The following is a 19,164-nucleotide window of genomic DNA, read 5'->3' on the forward strand; positions in this document are numbered from 1 at the left end:
GATTCATGGCGGTCAAGAAAGACAAGCGGCTGGTGGTGGTCGAATCGCCCACCAAGGCGAAGACGATCCGGGGATTCCTTCCCGCGGGGTACGTGGTGGCCGCGTCCATGGGGCACGTCCGCGACCTTCCCGAATCCGCCACCGAAATCCCGCCCAAGTACAAGGGCCAGGAGTGGGCGCGCCTGGGCGTGAACGTGGACGACTCGTTCGAGCCGCTCTACGTGGTGCCCGCCGGCAAGCGGAAGATCGTCGCCGAGCTCAAGGCGCTGCTCAAGGACGCGGGCGAACTCATCGTCGCGACCGACGAAGACCGCGAGGGCGAATCCATTGGATGGCACCTGGTGCAGGTGCTGGAACCCAAGGTGCCCGTTACGCGGATCGTCTTTCACGAGATCACCCCCGAAGCCATCCGCCAGGCGCTCGCCACCCCGCGGCAGATTGACGAGGACTTGGTGCGCGCGCAGGAAACGCGGCGCATCCTGGACCGTCTGGTGGGCTACACGGTGAGCCCGCTGCTGTGGAAGAAGATCAGCACCGGGCTCAGCGCCGGCCGCGTGCAGTCCGTCGCCGTGCGCCTGCTCGTCCGCCGCGAGCGCGAGCGCCGCGCCTTCCGCAACGCCACCTACTGGGACCTCAAGGCCACGCTGCTGCGCGGCATCACCCCGTTCGGCGCAGTGCTGACCATGGTCGGCGGCAAGCGGGTGGCCACCGGTCGCGACTTCGACGAGAACACGGGCCAGCTCAAGTCGCGCGACGTCGTCCTTCTGGGTGAGGAAGACGCGCGTTCGCTGCAGGAGCGGCTGCGCGCGTCGGAGTGGAAGGTGGGCGAAACGGAGGAAAAGCCGACCGTGCGCCGGCCCTATCCGCCGTTCACGACGTCGACGCTGCAGCAGGAGGCCAACCGCAAGCTGCGCCTGTCCGCCCGCGACACCATGCGGGTGGCCCAGCGCCTGTACGAAGAGGGACACATCACGTACATGCGTACGGACAGCGTCCACCTTTCCGACCAGGCCATCAAGGCGTCGCGCAGCCGCATCGAGGGGTTGTACGGCAAGGAGTTCCTGAGCCCGTCTCCGCGCCAGTTCACCACCAAGAGCAAGGGCGCGCAGGAAGCGCACGAGGCCATCCGCCCCGCGGGCACGGAGATGCGCACGGTGGATGAACTGCGCCTGGCCGGCGTGGAGCGCGCCCTGTACGACCTGATCTGGAAGCGCACCGTGGCCAGCCAGATGGCCGAAGCGCGCCTGACGTACCTGACGGCGACGATCGAGGCGGACGGCGCCACCTTCCGCGCGTCCGGCAAGCGCATCGACTTTCCCGGCTTCTTTCGCGCGTACGTGGAGGGATCGGACGATCCGGATGCGGCGCTGGAAGACCGCGAAGAGCCGCTGCCGCCGCTGAACCGGGGCGACGCGCTGGGGCTGCGCAACCTGGAGGCGGTGAGCCACACCACGCAGCCGCCGGCGCGCTACACCGAAGCCACACTGGTCAAGACGCTGGAAGCGGAGGGGATCGGCCGGCCCAGCACCTACGCCAGCATCATCGGCACGGTGATCGACCGCGGCTACGTGGAGCGGGTGAGCAACCAGCTCGTCCCCACCTTTACCGCCTTTGCGGTGACGGGCCTGCTGGAGCGCAACTTCCCCTCGCTGGTGGACACGCACTTCACCGCGCGGATGGAGGAGGAGCTGGACGAGATCGCCGAGGGCGACGCCCAGTGGCTGCCGTACCTCAAGCAGTTCTTCCTTGGGCCTGACGGGCTGGACGAAACGGTCAAGCGCGGGCAGGAGTCCATCGATCCGCGTGAAGCCAGCACGGTGACGCTGGAAGGGTGCCCGGCGCGCGTGCGCATCGGCCGCTTCGGCCCGTTCGTGGAGATGGAGTCGGACGGCGCGACCGTCACCGCGTCCATCCCCGACGGCATCGCCCCGGCGGACCTGTCGGACGAGCAGGTGGAGCAGCTGGTACGCCAGAAGGCGGAGGGCCCGGACATCCTGGGCACCGATCCCGCCACCAACGAGCCGATCTACCTCCTCCAGGGGCGGTTCGGCCCGTACGTGCAGCGCGGGCAGGCGCCCGAGGGGAGCAAGGAGAAGCCCAAGCGCGCCTCGCTGCCCAAGGGGATGAACCCCACCAATGCCACGCTCGAGGTCGCGTTGCGGCTGCTTTCGCTGCCGCGGACGCTGGGCGTGCATCCGGAAACGGGCAAGGAGATCCAGGCCAACGCCGGGCGCTTCGGGCCGTACGTGGTGCACGACGGCGACTTCCGCTCGCTGGCCAAGGACGACGACCTGTACACGGTGGAACTGCCCCGCGCGCTGGAGCTGTTGAAGCAGCCCAAGGGCGGCCGCGGGCAGCGTGCCGCGATCGAGCCGCTGCGCACCCTGGGCGCGCACCCGGCGGACGGCGAGCCGGTGCTGCTGTTCGAGGGGCGCTACGGGCCGTACGTAAAGCACGGCGCCGTGAACGCTTCGCTCCCCAAGGGGGTAGGACCGGACGAAGTGACGCTGGAGCAGGCGGTGCCGCTGCTGGCCGAGCGCGCGCTTGCCGCTCCGGCGCCCAAGCGCGGCGCCAAGCGTGGGGCGCCCGCGGCCAAGAAGCCGGCCCCCAAGACGCCCGTGAAAAAGGCGGCGGACACGGCGGACGGCGCGGCCAAGAAGCCGGCGGCCCGCAAGCCGGCATCCAAGACGGCGTCGTCTGCGCGGACGGCGGCGGCAAAGACCACGGCGCGCACGGCGGGGAGCAAGGCCGCGAGCGCCAGGAGCGGGGCCAAGAAGAAGTAGCCCACGTTCCGGCTGTCGCAGGAGATCCGGCCCTCCCCCGTAACGCGGGGGAGGGCGCGGCGTTTGGGGGTCCCGCCCCGTGCAAACCGCGCCGGGATGAGGGGAGAACTGCACGTCGGTGTGCTCCGGATGGTTTGGCGCGGCGGCGGGCACCCCTCTCCCCCCAGCCCCCTCTCCCGCAAGCGGGCGAGGGGGAGCCGTTCGGCGCGGGCGACGGGTTCGGCTCGCGACGCGATCCCCGCTGTCGCGGTTCCTGATGCGGTCGAAGCCCCGAACCGGACCCGCAAGCGGCCGGTGTCGGGGGTTCCCGCTGTTGGAGCGGCGGATTCAACCGCTCAACGGCGCTCGCTCACGCGGGGAAACTCGCCGGATCGCGCAGGACTCTCCGCCGCATCCAACCCTCCCCCAGGTTGTTTTGGGGGAGGGTGGGCCGGTGGTGCCGGCCCGGGTGGGGGCCGCCCGTGAGGCCGGCGGGCACCCGCCGATGATCGTTCCCGGGAGCAGTTGCTGTTTCGTTCTGATCGAAAATATCCAGCCGGTCCGCTGGATCTGAGCCTTGAAGAAGTGAGGAAGACGATGGCGGAAGTATCGGTTGTCGGCGGGGGCCTGAGCGGCTCGGAAGCGGCGTACCAGCTCGCGGAGCGCGGCCACGACGTGACGCTCTACGAAATGCGGCCCGTGCGCGGCACCCCCGCGCACAACACCGACCTGCTGGGCGAAATCGTCTGCTCCAACACGTTCAAGTCCGAGGACCCGCAGAACGCCCACGGACTGCTCAAGGTGGAGATGGACGCGCTGGGCGTGGGCGGCTCGCTGCTGCTGGCCTGCGCCCGCGCCGCCCGCATCCCCGGCGGCACCGCGCTGACCGTCGACCGCCGCGAGTTCGCCGAGCGGATGACCGCCGCCATCGAGGCGCATCCCCGCATCCGCGTGGTCCGCGAGGAGATGCCCGGCCTCCCCGAAGGTCCCGCCATCGTCGCCACCGGGCCGCTGACCTCGGACGCGCTCTCGGAGTGCATCCGCGGCGCGCTGGGCGCGGAGGGGCTGGCCTTCTTTGACGCCATCGCCCCCGTGGTCAGCTTCGACTCGCTGGAGATGGAGCGCATGTTCTTCGCCTCGCGCTGGGGCAAGGGCGGGCCGGAAGACTACCTGAACGCGCCCATGACGCGCGAACAGTACGAGGCGTTCATCGAAGCGCTCAAGGGCGGCGAAGGATACGAAGGGCACGACTGGGAAAACGTCCCGTACTTCGAGGGCTGCCTTCCCGTGGAAGTGATGGCCGGCCGCGGTGTGGACACGCTGCGCTTCGGGCCCATGAAGCCTGTCGGCCTCCCCGTGCCCTGGCTGGACGGCAAGTGGGCGCACGCCGTCGTGCAGCTGCGCCGCGAGGACCGCGCGGGGAATCTGTGGAACCTGGTCGGCTTCCAGACCCGCCTCAAGATTCCCGAGCAGCGCCGCGTGTTCAAGATGATTCCGGGGCTGGAGAACGCGGAGTTCCTGCGCTGGGGCTCCATCCACCGCAACACGTACCTGAACTTTCCCGCCAGCCTGAGCGCGCACGGCTCGCTGCGCGACCGGCCGGAGCTGATCTTCGCGGGGCAGATCACCGGCGTGGAGGGCTACACGGAGTCGACGGCCACGGGCATTCTGGCGGCCGCCAACCTGGACCGCGTCATCCGCGGCGAGGAGCCCGTCATCCCCCCGCCCACCACCATGATGGGCGGGCTGATGCGCTACCTGCGGGAAAGCGATCCCAAGCACTTCGCGCCGATGAACAGCAACTTCGGCCTGCTGGATCCGCTGCCGCACCGCGTAAAGGACAAGGACGAAAAGCGCGTCCAGCTGGCCGAGCGCGGGCGGGTGGATTTCGCCGGGTGGATGGAGGAGAACGGCGTCACCGGCGGCGTGCCCGCCGCGGCCGCCGCGCAGTGAGCCCCGCGGGCGCGCCGTCCCCCAGCGCCGAGGCGTCGCGCGGGGGCGAGCTGGACGAGTTTCTGCGCTACGTGGCGCACGAACGGCAGCTCAGCCCGCAGACGGTGCGCGCGTACACGGACGACCTGCGCGAATTTCAGGAGTTTCTGGACCGCTACTACGGCGCGCCGGAGTGGACGTGGGGCGGGGTGGACCGTCTGGCCATCCGTTCGTGGATGGGCGACTGCGCCACCCGCCGCGGCCTGTCGCGCACGAGCATCGCGCGCAAGCTGTCGTCCGTCCGCTCGTTCTACCGCTTTCTGCACGTGGAGGGGCGTGTGGAGGCCAACCCCGCGCGCGCCGTACGTTCGCCCAAGAAGCAGCGCGTGCTCCCGGGCTTTCTGACGCGCGAGCAGATGGACAGCGTGTTTCAGACGGCGCTGCTGCGCGCGGAGGCGGGCGGGTTTCACGGCCTGCGCAACCTGGCCATCGTGGAACTGTTCTATTCCGCGGGGCTGCGCCTGTCGGAGCTGCAGGGGCTGAACGTGGGCGACGCGGACCTGATTTCCGAGCAAATCCGGGTGATGGGCAAGGGGCGCAAGGAGCGGATCGTTCCCGTGGGGCGGATGGCGCTGCGGGCGGTGCGCGGATACTACGATGCGCGCGAGCGGATGATCGCCACGGCCACGCGGCCGGATGCGCGCGCGGTGTTCGTGGGGCAGACGGGGCGGCGGCTTTCCGTGCGGCAGATTCAGAACATCGTGGGCGAGTTTCTGCGCGGCGTGGCGGGGGAAAGCGGATTGAGCACGCACTCGCTGCGGCACAGCTTCGCCACGCACCTGCTGGACGCCGGCGCGGACCTGATGGCCGTCAAGGAGCTTCTCGGCCACGCCAGCCTGAGCACCACGCAGATCTACACGCACACCAGCAAGGAGCGGCTCAAGGCCGTATACCGGCTGGCGCATCCGCGAGCGTGAACAGAAGTGCGTGAGTGCGGGGTGCGTGAGTGCGTTAGTGCGAAACAGCGGGAACGGCTCTGAGATCGTGCGGGAGGCGGGCTCCAGGGCGGCCCCCACCCGGGCCGGCACCACCGGCCCACCCTCCCCCAAAAAAGACTGGGGGAGGGTTGTTGGGGCGGAAGGCTCGGCGCGACCTGGCGAGTTCCCGGCGTGGGCGGATTGTGTTGAGCGTCTGAATCCGCGGCTCAGATAGCGGCTCCCCCCGACTGGCGGCCGCTGTCGCGTCCACGATCGGGGCTTGTACCGCATGCGCCAACCGGGCGATGTGGCGGCCGCGGTCCGCGAAGGCGGACTTCGTGTGTTTCGAGGCGCGGTTTCAACCGCCGGGCTGGTCCCGCCGACCTGCGCCGCAACCAGCCGCCGCACTGAGGTCTCCCCCTCTCCCGCTTGCGGGAGAGGGGGCCGGGGGGAGAGGGCTGCCCGCGGCCACGCCAGACCGTCCGAGGCACACGGATCTGCCGTTCCCCCGTCCACGATCGGGGCTTGTACCGCATGCGCCAACCGGGCGATGTGGCGGCCGAAGTACGCGAAGGCGGACTTCGTGTGTTAGGCGCGGTTTCAACCGCCGGACTGGTCCCGCCGACCCGCGCCGCTGTCGCCGTACGCGCTGAGGTCTCCCCCTCTCCCGCTTGCGGGAGAGGGGGCCGGGGGGTGAGGGCTGCCCGCGGCCGCGCCAGACCGTCCGAGGCACACCGGAGTGCAGTTCTCCCCTCTCCATGCGAGCCTTGTACGAGGAGGGAGCGGGGGACAGCCCGTTCACCGCTGCTCCGATCTGTTACGGGCAGTCCCGCAGCGGTTGCGTAAGGTGCGGTACCACGCGAGTTTGTGCACGGCGGCACGCAGTGCGCCCCATCAACGGATCAGCACACGACGGACGGATAGATGAGCATTCCCACGTTCCACGCCACGACCATCCTCGCCGTGCGCCGCGACGGCAAGGTGGCGCTGGGCGGCGACGGCCAGGTCACCATGGGCGACGTGGTGGCCAAGTCCACGGCCACCAAGGTGCGCAAGCTGCGCGATGGCAAGGTGCTGGCGGGTTTCGCCGGCTCCGTGGCCGACGCCTTTACGCTGTTTGAGAAGTTTGAAGAAAAGCTGGAGCGCTACCCCGGCAACCTGTCGCGCGCGGCCGTAGAGCTCGCCAAGGACTGGCGTAGCGACCGCTACCTGCGCCGTCTGGAAGCGCTCCTCGCCGTAGCCGATTCCGAGAACCTGTACATGCTCAGCGGCAACGGCGACGTCATCGCCCCCGACGACGACATCGTCGCCATCGGCAGCGGCGGCAGCTACGCACTGGCCGCCGCCCGCGCGCTCAAGGAGCACTCGGACCTGCCCGCCAACGAGATCGTGCGCAAGGCGCTGGGCATCGCGGGCGAGATCTGCATCTACACCAACCAGAACATCACCGTGCTGGAGCTGGACTGACCCGCTCCCCACGTTTCAACAGAGTGAACTGATGGCGATCAACGAGACGGACGTTCCCGGCGCGCCGGACGATTCCACGCCCGCCGCCCCGGTCTCCGGAGAGGCGGGGCCGGTGCTGGGTGAAGCCGGGCCCGTGCTGGGCGCGGCCGACGGCGCCGTGCCGGAGGCGGGCGTAGTGCCCGCCCCCGACGCCCCGCCGGCCGAGCCGCTCTGGCTGGACGAGATGACTCCGCGGCAGATCGTCGCCGAGCTCGACAAGTACATCGTGGGGCAGCAGGCCGCCAAGAAGGCCGTCGCCATCGCGCTCCGCAACCGCTGGCGCCGCCAGCGCGTGGCAGAGGAGCTGCGCGAGGAGATCGTCCCCAACAACATCATCATGATCGGCCCCACGGGCGTGGGAAAGACGGAAATCGCCCGCCGCCTGGCCCGCCTGGCCGGCGCGCCCTTCGTCAAGGTGGAAGCATCCAAGTTCACGGAAGTCGGCTACGTGGGCCGCGACGTGGAATCCATGATCCGCGACCTGGTTGACGTCGGTGTGAACATGGTGCGCACCGAGCGCGAGGACGAGGTGCAGGAAGAGGCGGAGAAGCGGGTGGAGGACCGCCTGCTGGACCTGCTCATCCCCCCCGCCGAGACGCCGGCGGCCGCGTCCGGCGACGCGGACAAGAAGGAGCGCGTGTGGTTCGCCTCGCCCAGCGGCCAGGCCGAGCCGGTGGAAGACGCCGCCAGCCGCGAACGCCGCGAGCGCACCCGCGAGAAGTTTCGCCAGCTGCTGCGCGAGAACAAGCTGGAGGAGCGGCAGGTGGAGGTGGAGGTCAGCCAGAGCATGCCCATCGAGAACATGATGGTTCCCATGGGCGGCGGAATGGACGGCGGCGGCGGAATGGACGGCAACTTCATGGACATGCTGCAGGAGTGGCTGCCCAAGAAGACCAAGCGCCGCCGCGTCACCGTGGCCGAAGCGCGCCGCATCCTGCTGCAGGACGAGCTGGACAAGCTCGTCAACATGGATGAGGTGATCAACGAGGCGCTGGACCGCGTCGAGGATACGGGAATCATCTTCCTGGACGAGGTCGACAAGATCGCCGGCGAGCGCAGCGCCGCGGGCGGCCCCGACGTGTCGCGCGAGGGCGTGCAGCGGGACCTTCTTCCCGTCGTGGAGGGTTCCACCGTGCAGACCAAGTACGGCATGGTGCGCACGGACCACATGCTGTTCATCGCCGCCGGCGCGTTCCACGTCAGCAAGCCGTCAGACATGATTCCGGAGCTGCAGGGGCGCTTTCCCATCCGGGTGGAGCTCACCAGCCTTACGGAAGACGACTTCGTCCGCATCCTCAAGGAGCCCAAGCACGCGCTGGTGTCGCAGTACCGCGCGCTTGCGGCCGCGGACGGCGCCGAGCTGGTGTTTACGGACGATGGCGTGCGCGAGGTGGCCCGCACGGCCGCGCAGCTCAACGAGCGCATGGAGAACATCGGCGCGCGGCGGCTGCACACCGTCCTGACCACGCTGCTGGAAGACGTGATGTTCGAGCTTCCCGACATGGCCGAAAAGACGATCACCGTGGATGCCGACCGCGTCCGCGACCGTCTCAAGGGCATCGTGGAAGACGAGGACCTCCGCAAGTTCATCCTCTGAGATCCGGCGCCGCGGCGCCCCCGGCCCGTCCGGGGGCGCCGCACCCACGCACCGCACCGCCATGAAGTTGCTCCGCCTGCTCCTGCCGGCGCTGCTCGCGGCCACGCCCGCCGCGGCCCAGCGCGCCGCGCTCTTCGGCGTGTACGATCCCGACTCGTTCGTCGAAGGAAACGCAACCCGCTTCATCGGCTGCCACGACGGCCGCCAGTTTCACTACGCCGGCTGCCCCGTGCGCGTCGACACGCTGCGCGCGGGCGACGAGCTTCCCGGCGCGGACGCGGAGGGGCGCTTCGCCACCGTGCGCGTGGAGCAGGTGCACGCTTTTACCGGCGACCTGTACGAGGCGCCGTATTCCGTTTCCGTGCGGGAAAGCGCCGGTCCCGTGGCCCGGGCGCCGCTCCTGTTCTGGCAGGCGCATCCCACGGTGCAGCTGCTGGCCACGCACGCCGTTGCGCTGGATGCCGCCGCGCTCGCGCTGCTGCGCGCCGAGGCCGTGCGCCTGCACGGGCGCGCGGAACTGCTCCGCGCGCCGGGTGACCGCGCCGACTCGCTGGTGCTGGCGGTGCCGTCCGCGCGCGGGGTGGACGGAGAGGGACGCGTGGCGGTGTACTGGCCCGCGGCGCTGGCGTACGGCGAGGACCGCGACCGCCGCGCCTCGTTCTTCTTTGTGTACGATCCGGGCTCGCGGCGCGTGATTTCGGGGCTGTTCGGTCACCCGGAGTGGGCGCCGCTGCCGGACCGCGAGACGGTATCGGCGGTGGAGCCGCTCCTCTTCTTTCGCGTGGGCGGCGACGGGCGCACCTACATCCTGGCCCGCGACAACGGGCCGTGGGAGCATATCGGCTTCGGCGTGTTCGACCTGCGCTCCGGCGACCGCGTCCTCCGCTCGCGCTGAGCCCATCCTCCTTTTCCGCCGCGTGTGGCATGGATCGGCGGGGTCGAGCGGGAGGAATTCGGCACCCGCCGCGGATCCGCCGGTCATCCACCCGATCCCACAACGAGCAACGATCCTCTGGATGCGATGAGTGCTACGATTCTGAAGACGGTGGGGCTGCTGCTGCTGTCGAACGTGTTCATGACGTTCGCGTGGTACGCGCACCTCAAGGACCTCAGCACCAAGCCGTGGATCGTGGCGGCGCTGGCCAGCTGGGGGATCGCGCTGTTCGAGTACCTGCTGCAGGTGCCCGCCAACCGCATCGGCTACACGGCGCTCACGCTGCCGCAGCTCAAGATCATGCAGGAAGTGATCGCCCTGGCGGTGTTCGTCCCCTTCGCCGTCCTGTACATGAAGCAGCCCATCTCCCTCAACTACCTGTGGGCGGCGTGCTGCATGGCGGGCGCGGTGTACTTCGTTTTCCGGGGATGAACACGAGCCAGCGGATCATCGTACTCCACAAATTCTCCTTGATGGCGGGCGGATGTTGATCGTCGTCCGGATCGTCGTCCGGCCCGGTTGATGACGATGAAGGAACGAAGGCCCCGCGCTTCCCTGAGGAGGCGCGGGGCCTTGCTGTCATCCATCTTGTTCACCTTTGGCGACAGGGATTGAACAAACGACCGTTCGAGGCTATGTTGCGGAATCCGCCGGGAAATGGACCGGCGGCCCTCCCCGTCCCCCATCCAGGAGAAGTCCCATGCTGAACCCCGAACAGCTGCAGGTGGAGTCGTTCGCGACGGCGTCGTCGGCCACGTACAAGACCACCGGCGGCATGAGCGAAAGCCCGGACTGCATCGTGTACGTCAGCGACTGCGTGTCGTGCTTCCCGGATCCCGCCGGCGTCGTCGCGTAAGCCAGGCGAGCCCGGCACGCGCCGCGCCCGGTTCGGCGGCTGCGCCGGGTAGCTGCACGCGCGCTGGATGAAACGCGGAAGCCCCGCGCCTCAACGGGAGGCGCGGGGCTTCGTGCGTCGCGGGTGGAAGCCGCGGCTCAGTCGGGAAACGGAATGGTCGCGCCGGTCTCCGGCTGGCCGCCGGTGATCAGGTCCACGATGGCCTCCATTTCGGAACCCATCTGGTCCAGCCGGTGCAGCACCGACCGCGAGTGCCCGTAGTCGAAGTACAGGGTGACCGCGTCTTCGTGCGCGGGATTGTGTTCAATGATCGTCTGGTCCATGCGCCCGCGCAGATCGTCGCAGATGAGGCCGACGGCCGCGCGCACCCGGCGCTGGTCCTGAAGCGTATCGATGCTGAAGTCGCCCGTAAGGCGGGGCAGCAGCATCTCTATGCGGGCGATCCCCTCGGCCGGGGCCTGAACGGCACCCGACTGGCTTTCGCCCTCCGCCGCGGCCACCACCGCCTCACCCGCCGAGGCCAGCGCGCGCAGCTCTTCGAAATTGCAGTGAAGGATCATCGTTTCCTCCCCCAGGCTCAGTCCTGCCGTGTGAAAGGGCAATCGCCGGGCCATCATCTGGCGCCACCGCGAAGCCATTTCGCTATGTGTGTTTACGCCGGGATGGCGGATTTTGTTTCAATCCGCGCCGCCGCGAATCGCGGCCTCCCCGGGACATCTGCGGCGCCCGATGACATGCCCGGAAGGCGGCGCCGCGGCTGGGGTGGAGTGGAGCGTGAGACGGGTGTTTTTTCGGTGTGATCCTACTATGGCGACGGGTTGCCGGTGGGCGCAAGGGCCGCGTTCACCGCGGGTCCGACATCGCCGTCCACGCCCGCAATGCACGCTCGGCGGCGGCATCGGCGTCGTCACCCAGAGAGGTCAGGTGTCCCATCTTGCGGCCGGGGCGCGCGGACGCCTTGCCGTACAGGTGCAGCGCCGTCTCCGGCACCGCCAGCGCGTCCGCCGCGCCGGGACGGCCCAGCCCGGTGCCCGCGTCCTCGCCCATCAGGTTCACCATGGCGGCGGGGCGCAGCAGGGCGGGGGAGCCCAGCGGCAGCCCGCACACCGCGCGCAGCTGCTGCTCAAACTGAGACACGCCGCAGGCTTCCAGCGTGTGGTGCCCGGAGTTGTGCGGCCGCGGGGCGATCTCGTTCATCAGAATGCGCCCGTCCGCGTCCACGAACATCTCCACCGCCAGCAGGCCGATGACGCCCAGCCCCTCCGCCAGCGTGCGCGCGACGGCGATCGCCTGCTCCGCGACGGCTGGGGGGACGCGCGCCGGGCAGCGCGTCAGGTGCAGGATGCCGTTGCGGTGCTCGTTTTCCGCCACGGGAAAGCACGCCGTCTCTCCGCTGGCCGACCGCGCGCAGATGACGGACACTTCCATGCGGAAGGGGACGCGCGCTTCCAGGATGAACTCGTCTCCCTGCGCGCTTAACGCCGCCCACGCCGCGTCCGCGTCCGACGCGTCGCGAAGGGTCGCCTGCCCCTTACCGTCGTAGCCCATGCGCGCGGTCTTGAGGATCGCCGGCGCGCCCACCTCGCGCAGCGCCTCGTCCAGCTCCGCCCGCGTGCTCACGGCGCGGTACTCCGCGGTGAGGACGCCCAGGCTCCGCGCCGCGTCCTTTTCGCGCACGCGGTGCTGCGCCACCTCCAGCACGGCCGGCCCGGGGCGCACGGGAACGATGCGCTCCATCTCGCGCAGCGTGGCCACGTCCGCGTTCTCCCACTCCAGCGTGACCAGGTCCGAGCGGCGGGCCAGCTCCAGGCAGGCGTTCAGGTCCTCGAACGGCGCGCGGATGTGGCCGTCGCAGAACTGCGCGGCGGGCGTGTCCTCTCCCGGATCCAGCACGATCAAGCGGTAGCCCATCCGCCGCGCCTCCAGCGCGAACATGCGGCCCAGCTGCCCGCCGCCCACCATGCCGATGGTGGCGCCGGGAAGAAAAGGGGCCGTGGCGTCTCGTCCGGTCATCCCTGGCTCTCCCCTTCGGTGCGCAGCGCGTCTTCCGCCATCCGCGCGGCAAACGCCTTGAGCTTCGCCCGCAGTTCCGGATCGCGGCTCCCCAGGATGCGCGCGGCGAGCAGGCCCGCGTTGGCCGCCCCCGCCTTGCCGATCGCCACCGTGGCCACGGGAACGCCGCGCGGCATCTGCACGATGGAAAGAAGCGAGTCGATGCCGTTGAGCGTGGACGACAGGACGGGAACGCCGATGACGGGAAGCGTGGTCTTGGCGGCCGTCATTCCCGGCAGGTGCGCCGCGCCCCCCGCGCCGGCGATGATGACTTCGATGCCGCGCTCCTCCGCCTGTTCGGCGTAGCGGAACATGAGGTCGGGCGTGCGGTGGGCGGAAACGACCTGCATCTCGTACGCGATGCCGAGTTCCTCAAGGATGCGCGCGGCTTCCTGCATGGTGTCGCGGTCCGAGCGGCTGCCCATGATGATGCCGACGCGAGGCTGATTTTCGCTCACCTTTGATGGCCTGTACGGGCGTGCGGGACGGGTGGATGGCGGTCGCCGGGAATGTAGGGCGCGGCGGCGGCGGATACAACGGAGCCGGCGGGGATTCTCGACCGGGAACCCGCGGCGGATCGACTGCGGCGGATCGACCGTTCGTGAGCAATGGTGAGTAATCGTCGTGAATCATCGACCGTTATCGATCAACCGCGTGGGACCACCCGGACCGATCCGACCGTAGACGATCCGACTTGACCGATCGACCGTGACCGATCAACCGACCTCGACGGACGGCCCGGGCGGGGATCAACCCAGGCGCTGAGAGCGGGTTGATGGGCGCGGGCTACGTTGTTCCCGGTACCCGGCGCGCGATCCCGCGCCCTGCATCCACCCGTCCACTGGAGCCGCCATGCCCAAGCCCCACGTCACCTTTCAGATTCTTCGCGACATCGCCGAAACCGCCAGCGGCCTGCGCAACCAGGACCTGTACTTCACCGTGTGGGGAGAGCCGGTGCGGTACAGCTGGACTACGCAAAAGGTGGTGGAGGGCCCGGACAACGTCGTCATCTTCTGCGGAGCCACCAACGATCCCCCCACCCGCGTAAGGAAGGCGAGCATCGGCGACGGCGCCACCTCCATCAACCTGATGAAGGTGAATGTGCGCCCCTCCCCGGAGTTTCCCCACCCGGCGCAGGCCGGCCCGTTCAAGGCGGACGCGGTGTTCTGGAGCGTGTCGGCCATTGAGAAGTTCCTGGCGCCCTACTACGTCTCGGTCTACGGCGACCGGGGCGCGGAATACGCCCGGCACGTTCTGAATGTGCTGATGGAATCCCGCAGCGACGACGAGCCGGGGGATTCGTTCGCCGTGGCGCACCTGCCCAGTTCCGAGTACGTCCCCCTCACCGACACACCGGGGGAGGCGCGCCACGTGCCGCACCTGGCCGTGCTGACGAGCCGCGGGGTGGAGCGCCTGCGGCTGCGGACGCCCCGCTAGGGCGCGCCGAGCTCCCGGATGAGCGGGTCGCGCTCCAGGTAGGCGCGCAGATCCGGGCGCGCGGCCCCCATCCGGGCGGTCAGTGCGCGGGCGCCGGCGGTGTCACCCAGCGCCAGGCGCACCCAGGCCTCGTCGTAGTCCAGCGAGAACCCCAGGCCGGGGTCCGCGCCCGCTTCCCTTCGCGCCCGGGCCGCCACAGCCCGGGCGCTGTCGGTGTCTCCCGCCCGCGCGCTCACCGCGGCCGCCACCATCCGCCGGTAGACGGGGCCGTAGAAGCGGCCCTGCGCCCGGGCACGCGCCGGCGGATCCAGCCTGTCCAGCTCCGCCACCAGGCGCCACGCCGCGGCGGGGTCCGCGCGCCGGGATCGGTCGTTGCGCAGCAGCGTCAGCCGGCACTCCGTAAAGCGCCAGTCGTCCGCGAACTGCGCGCGGCCGGTTTCGCATTCCTCCCGCGCCCCGGCGTAGTCCGCCCGCCACAGGGCGCTGAAGAACAGACGGTGGCGGATGTCGGCCGCGTCTTCCAGGTAGGCGTCCTCCGCCAGGGCGCGGCGGGCGGCGACGTCGCTTTCCGCCAGGCGTCCGCGGATGCGGAGCAGCTGGCTGAGCGTGCTCCACGCGCTGGCCCGCGCCGGCTCCGCGGCCACGCCGGCGCGCAGGTCCTGCTCCGCCGAGTCCAGCCGCACCCGCTGCCCCACGGTGTCGCGCTCGTCCAGCGCCAGCCGGTAGAGCGCCGTGCCGCGCAGTTCCAGCGCCCCGGCCGGGGCGTTTTCCCCCGCCAGTACGCCAGCGCCGCGCGTGGCCGCGGAGCGGAGCCGCGCCTGCCGGGCCGCGCCGCGCGCCAGGGTGGCGCGGTCCACGTCCACCCATCCCCGCAGAAGGATGGGTGCATCCCACCCCCGATCGGCGGCGTGGGCGCGCTCCAGCAGTGAATCCGCCCGCTGCAGCAGGCGCGCGGCCGAGGTTCCGTCCAGCGTGTCGCCCCCGCCCGCCATCTCCCGTGCGTCGCGGCGAAGCTGCTCCGCCATCAGCACCGCCTCCCGTGCCTCGGCGCTCTCCGTTTCGCGCGCGGCCGCGTGCAGGCGCACCTCCCGCCCCAGCCGGATGCGCAGTGCCGCGGACACTTCCGCCGCCACGGCGCGCTCCAGCGCCACCACATCGCCCATGGGCCGACCGACCACCCGGCTCTGCAGCTGCCGCTGCGTGTTGGCGTCCACCAGCGCCACGGTGACCCACACGCTGTCGCCGGAGCGCTGCAGCGTTCCCTCCACCACGCTTCCCGCGCGCAGCTGGGCGGCGATGCTGTCCGGGCGCACGGAACGCCCGCGGTACGCGCGCACCCCGCCGCGCGAGACCACGTCCAGCACCGGCACCTGTCCGAGTTCGTGGATCAGCCTCTCCGTCAGGCCCGCGGCCAGGTAGCGCAGTTCGCCGCCGGGGCTCAGGTCCTCAAAGTACAGGACGGCGATCCGCCGCGGGTCGTAGCGCGATTCGGGCTCCGGCGGGCGCTGCACGTCCCAGCCGGCCAGGAACGAGAGCAGAAGGCCGAGCAGCACCCCGCCCGCCGCCGCGACGGGAAGGCTGTCCCGGCGCCGGGCCATCCCGGCCCGCCGTGCGGGCTGGGATGGCGGCGGTGCCGCGACGAGGGCCGGTGCCGTGAGGGGGACCGGCGCCGCGACGGGGGCCAGCGCGGGGATGTCGGCGGAAACGACGGCGGGAAGCAGAGGAGGATGATGGATCGCGCCGTCCGCATTCGTGCGGGCGGCGTTTTCCGTCTTTGGGCCGGTTTCACCGCGAGGCGGCCCGAGGGGAGCGGAGGGAGGGGCGTTCCGCTCCGCCGGACCGGGGATGGGGAGCGCGGTCTCCCCCTGCGCGAGGGAAGGCGGCGGCGTGATCCGCGTCGGCTCGACGGCCGCGGGTTCCGGGGCCGGGTCCCGCTCCAGGGCGGGAAGGGGCGCGGCGGCGCGCGGGGGATCGGCGCGCAGGCGCGCGACCAGCGCCAGCAGGTCCGGGTCCGGCTCCACCCCCAGTTCCTCGCGCAGCAGCGCGGCGTGCGCCTCCGCGGCGCGCAGGGCGGAGGGGCGCTCCCCCGCGGCGTCCAGCGCGCGGACCAGCCGCAGCGCCGTGCGCGAACTGAACGGGTCGTGCGCCGCCAAACGCCGCCACCAGTCCACCGCGCGAATGGCGCTTCCCTCGGCCTCCGCCGCCTGCGCCAGCCCCTCGAGCGCCGCGGCAAAGGCGCGCGCCAGGCGATCGCGCTCGCCATCCACCCACCGCTCGAATTCCGGCGCCTCGGACACGTAGAAGCCGTCCAGCAGCGGGCCGCGGTAGAGTGCCGCCGCACCCTCGGCGTCTCCGGCGTCCAGCCGGTCCTGGAATTCGGCCACGTCCGTGGCCACAACCTCGGGGTTGAGCGCTACGTCTCCCGCGGAGGCGGCGGACACGCTCCCCTCTCCCAGCTCCTTTCGCAGCACGTACAGCGACTCGGACAGATTGTGCCGGGCGGCGTCGGTGGTGAGTTCCGGCCACAGCAGGCCGATCAGCCGCTCGCGCCCCACGGGGCGCCCCCGCGCCACCGCCAGCACGGCCAGCAGCGCCACCCTTCGCTTGTGCGCGGCGCGCCCGCGCACGGGCCCGCCCGGGCCGGAAAACGCGGGATCTCCGAGCAGATCCAGACGAAATGTCGGGGGCATCTTGGCGCTTCAACCTGCGGGATGATGGAGAGCATGAAACCGCGTTGATCTCATGCCGCCATAATGTCTTCGCGGATCGGGACGCCGCAAGCGTTTCCCGGCCGGTGGAGGGACGAATGCCGCCCCTTTTCATCCTCGCCATCCCTTGCAGGTCATGCGCACGAGATCACGGGCTCCGCCCCGCCCGCGGCAGAACGGCACCGACGCACCGGGCGGACACTCCGCCCGCGCTTCCATTCATCACGAACGCATACGGAGAACACCATGAGCACTCCTTTCGACGGCAGCTGGAACGGCGGTACGGCCACCATCAGTTCGCGGGCCGAGCTCGTCAACATCGCCATGCCGGGATCCGGCCGCCCCTCCGCCAGCGGCTCCGCCGTGACGGTCGGCGCGCCGGTGATCTACGCAGACTTCACGGACGACGCGCCGTACACGGGCGTGCTGTCCGTGGACAACAGCAAGATCCTGTGGAGCAACGCCACCATCTGGACGCGCGACTACGGCAACGGCAACGGCTCCGCCCTGAAGATGGCCGACGAGACCGCCGCCGCGCCCGCGCCGAACGCCGCCGCTATCCAAGCGGTGCAGACCGCGATCACTGCGGCCAACCCCACAGTCGACGGCGTGGACTTCGGGGCGTTCCACGCGCTGGTGGTGCCGACGGCGGGGAACTTCGTCGACATCTATGACGGCGGGGGCGATACGACCATCACCTTCTACCAGTTCCAGGGCACGGCTCCCAGCGGAGGATGGCTGCCGCTGGGTGACATTGTGGCGGTGCCGGCGGGTAGCCCCTCCCCGGGTGTCCTGTTCTTTGCGCCCGGCACCGACCCGGACGCCTTTGCGCATCCCACCGGCTTCACCTGGCTCCTGGACGACAAGGGGTCCGGAGATGATCGGGACGTGGTCTACTGGGAGCCCGTCGCGCCCGACGGCTACGTCGCCGTGGGGATCTGCTTCACCAACAGCGGCGACATCGCGCCCACCGGCGCCAACTACTGGTGCATCAAGCAGGAGTACGCGCTCCAGGTGTCGGCGGCTACCGCGTGGGACGACTCCGGCGCGAATTGGGACCACGACGGCAACCTCAACCAGCCCTGCTTCACCAGCGCCTCGCCGGAGATCGCGCCCCTGGGCGGCATTCTCATCCTGCCGCCCACCCTGCTGAGCGCGCAGGCCGGCAACACGCCCTACGCGCTGGTGGGAACGCAGGCCACGCTCAGCGTGACACCGGTCGCGGTTCCCGAACCCACGTACGTGGACGGCATTACGGAGGCGGGTGATACGACGGATTGCGGGCTCCGGGATACGCTGGTCGTCGTGCCGTACACGGCCGTTCCCGCCGACAGCTTCACTCAGCAGGCGGTTCTCTCCCCCTTCTACTACGTGGCGAGCGAGCCTTTCTGGAAGTGCACGATGATCGTGCCCACCCCGGCGGGCGGCACGCTCACGGTGGCGGAAAGCGTCGGCATGTCGCAGACGAACGCGAGCAGCTTCGCCCAGACCACCTCGATGACCGTGGGGGCGGAGTTCGGTGCGGCATACGGCGGGGTTTCCGTGGGCGTCACAGTTTCCATGACGGAGGAACTGCGGCTTGAAACGTCCACGAGCGCCACGAACAGCACCGAGGTCGTCACCTCGGTGAGCCTGAACTTTCCCTCGCAGGAAATCACCTCCGTGTGGCAGGGCCAGAGCCTGATCCAGGTGTTCCGCTCGGACGGCACCCCGCTCCCCCCGGCGGCCTACGAGAACGGGTTCAGCAACGTGCGCTTCGAGCCTTCGGGAATGACACCCGCGCGGCTGGCGCTGAAGGCGGCGCTGGCCCGCGGATAAGGCAGGCGGATCAGGCAGGCGGATGAGCAGGCGGATAAGCAGGCGGGAATGCACGGGGCCGGTGCTTCCGTGCATTCCCGCCTGCGTTCCGAACCATGTGCCCGTCGCAGTCCCGCGCCGATGTGCCCGTCTGCATCGGCCGCGTCTTGTTTCCATTTGGGAACATCAGTACCTTGTCCGTCATCCCAAGACCGCAAACGACCTGACGGGCCTCATGGATCTTCGCGACATCCAGCAGCAGGTAGACGCCTACATCAGCCAGTTCAAGGAAGGCTACTTTCCGCCTCTGGTGAACCTGGCGCGGCTCACGGAAGAGGTGGGCGAACTGGCGCGCGAGATCAACCACGCGCACGGGCTCAAGACCAAGAAGGCGGACGAGCCGGAGGGCGACATCGCGCTGGAACTGGGCGACATCCTGTTCGTGGTCGTCGTCCTGGCCAACCAGCTGGGGATCGACCTGAGCGACGCCGCGGCCCGCACGCTGGCCAAGTACAAGGTGCGCGACGCTGACCGCTGGGAGCGCGTGGAGGCGCCCGGCGACCCCTCCTGATCCGCCTCTCCTGATCCCGACCGCACTCGTACGCA

15 protein-coding genes are annotated in these 19,164 nt (G+C 70.3%); 11 read left to right on the forward strand and 4 right to left on the reverse strand.

Annotated elements, in window-relative coordinates; translation table 11 throughout:
- Positions 1-5: 5 nt before the first annotated feature.
- The 8 genes from topA to HNQ61_RS24670 all read left to right on the forward strand — a co-directional run bounded on the left by topA (position 6) and on the right by HNQ61_RS24670 (position 10,564).
- Positions 6-2,783: a type I DNA topoisomerase gene (gene topA, locus HNQ61_RS24635; RefSeq protein ID WP_170039177.1), complete on the forward strand. Its 2,778-nt coding sequence runs from the start codon at positions 6-8 to the stop codon at positions 2,781-2,783.
- A gap of 576 nt (positions 2,784-3,359) precedes the next feature.
- A complete protein-coding gene (gene trmFO / locus HNQ61_RS24640) occupies positions 3,360-4,715 on the forward strand; it encodes a methylenetetrahydrofolate--tRNA-(uracil(54)-C(5))-methyltransferase (FADH(2)-oxidizing) TrmFO (protein ID WP_170039175.1) in 1,356 nt (451 codons plus the stop codon).
- On the forward strand, positions 4,712-5,671 hold the full coding sequence (locus HNQ61_RS24645; protein WP_170039173.1) for a tyrosine-type recombinase/integrase: 960 nt from the start codon (positions 4,712-4,714) through the stop codon (positions 5,669-5,671). The genes trmFO and HNQ61_RS24645 overlap by 4 nt, the downstream gene beginning before the upstream one ends.
- Positions 5,672-6,595: 924 nt before the next feature.
- Complete coding sequence (gene hslV, locus HNQ61_RS24650) at positions 6,596-7,138, forward strand: ATP-dependent protease subunit HslV (protein WP_170039172.1); 543 nt, start codon at positions 6,596-6,598, stop codon at positions 7,136-7,138.
- Between the two features lie 223 nt (positions 7,139-7,361).
- Positions 7,362-8,774, forward strand: coding sequence for an ATP-dependent protease ATPase subunit HslU (gene hslU, locus HNQ61_RS24655; RefSeq protein ID WP_183685842.1), 1,413 nt, complete (start codon positions 7,362-7,364; stop codon positions 8,772-8,774).
- 61 nt (positions 8,775-8,835) lie between these two features.
- Positions 8,836-9,669, forward strand: coding sequence for a hypothetical protein (locus HNQ61_RS24660; protein ID WP_170039170.1), 834 nt, complete (start codon positions 8,836-8,838; stop codon positions 9,667-9,669).
- A 126-nt stretch (positions 9,670-9,795) separates the two neighbouring features.
- Positions 9,796-10,140 (forward strand): DMT family protein, encoded by a 345-nt coding sequence (locus tag HNQ61_RS24665; RefSeq protein ID WP_170039169.1) that lies wholly within the window; start codon positions 9,796-9,798, stop codon positions 10,138-10,140.
- Positions 10,141-10,408: 268 nt separating this feature from the next.
- Positions 10,409-10,564 carry a hypothetical protein gene (locus HNQ61_RS24670; protein WP_170039168.1) on the forward strand — a complete coding sequence of 52 codons (156 nt, stop codon included), beginning with the start codon at positions 10,409-10,411 and terminating at the stop codon, positions 10,562-10,564.
- A 137-nt stretch (positions 10,565-10,701) separates the two neighbouring features.
- Here HNQ61_RS24670 and HNQ61_RS24675 read toward each other — a convergent pair whose 3' ends face one another.
- The 3 genes from HNQ61_RS24675 to purE form a co-directional block, all read right to left on the reverse strand.
- Positions 10,702-11,124, reverse strand: a complete 423-nt coding sequence (locus HNQ61_RS24675; RefSeq protein WP_170039167.1) for a hypothetical protein — start codon at positions 11,122-11,124, stop codon at positions 10,702-10,704.
- A gap of 283 nt (positions 11,125-11,407) precedes the next feature.
- The gene (locus HNQ61_RS24680) at positions 11,408-12,577 is read right to left on the reverse strand and encodes a 5-(carboxyamino)imidazole ribonucleotide synthase (RefSeq protein ID WP_170039165.1); all 1,170 of its coding nucleotides are present in this window, start codon (positions 12,575-12,577) and stop codon (positions 11,408-11,410) included.
- On the reverse strand, positions 12,574-13,041 hold the full coding sequence (gene purE, locus HNQ61_RS24685) for a 5-(carboxyamino)imidazole ribonucleotide mutase (RefSeq protein WP_170040465.1): 468 nt from the start codon (positions 13,039-13,041) through the stop codon (positions 12,574-12,576). The genes HNQ61_RS24680 and purE overlap by 4 nt, the downstream gene beginning before the upstream one ends.
- A gap of 427 nt (positions 13,042-13,468) precedes the next feature.
- Between purE and HNQ61_RS24690 the strand changes: the two genes are divergently transcribed.
- Positions 13,469-14,053, forward strand: coding sequence for a hypothetical protein (locus tag HNQ61_RS24690; RefSeq protein ID WP_170039163.1), 585 nt, complete (start codon positions 13,469-13,471; stop codon positions 14,051-14,053).
- On the opposite strand, the gene HNQ61_RS24695 is transcribed toward HNQ61_RS24690, so the two are convergent.
- Positions 14,050-16,743 carry a BTAD domain-containing putative transcriptional regulator gene (locus HNQ61_RS24695; protein WP_170039161.1) on the reverse strand — a complete coding sequence of 898 codons (2,694 nt, stop codon included), beginning with the start codon at positions 16,741-16,743 and terminating at the stop codon, positions 14,050-14,052. The two genes, HNQ61_RS24690 and HNQ61_RS24695, sit on opposite strands and share 4 nt — an antisense overlap.
- 264 nt (positions 16,744-17,007) lie before the next feature.
- Here HNQ61_RS24695 and HNQ61_RS24700 point away from each other — a divergent pair, with 264 nt between their 5' ends.
- Positions 17,008-18,579: a hypothetical protein gene (locus HNQ61_RS24700; RefSeq protein ID WP_170039159.1), complete on the forward strand. Its 1,572-nt coding sequence runs from the start codon at positions 17,008-17,010 to the stop codon at positions 18,577-18,579.
- Between the two features lie 214 nt (positions 18,580-18,793).
- Positions 18,794-19,129: a nucleotide pyrophosphohydrolase gene (locus HNQ61_RS24705; protein WP_170039157.1), complete on the forward strand. Its 336-nt coding sequence runs from the start codon at positions 18,794-18,796 to the stop codon at positions 19,127-19,129.
- Positions 19,130-19,164 lie beyond the last annotated feature (35 nt).

This window comes from Longimicrobium terrae (genome assembly GCF_014202995.1).
Lineage (GTDB): Bacteria > Gemmatimonadota > Gemmatimonadetes > Longimicrobiales > Longimicrobiaceae > Longimicrobium > Longimicrobium terrae.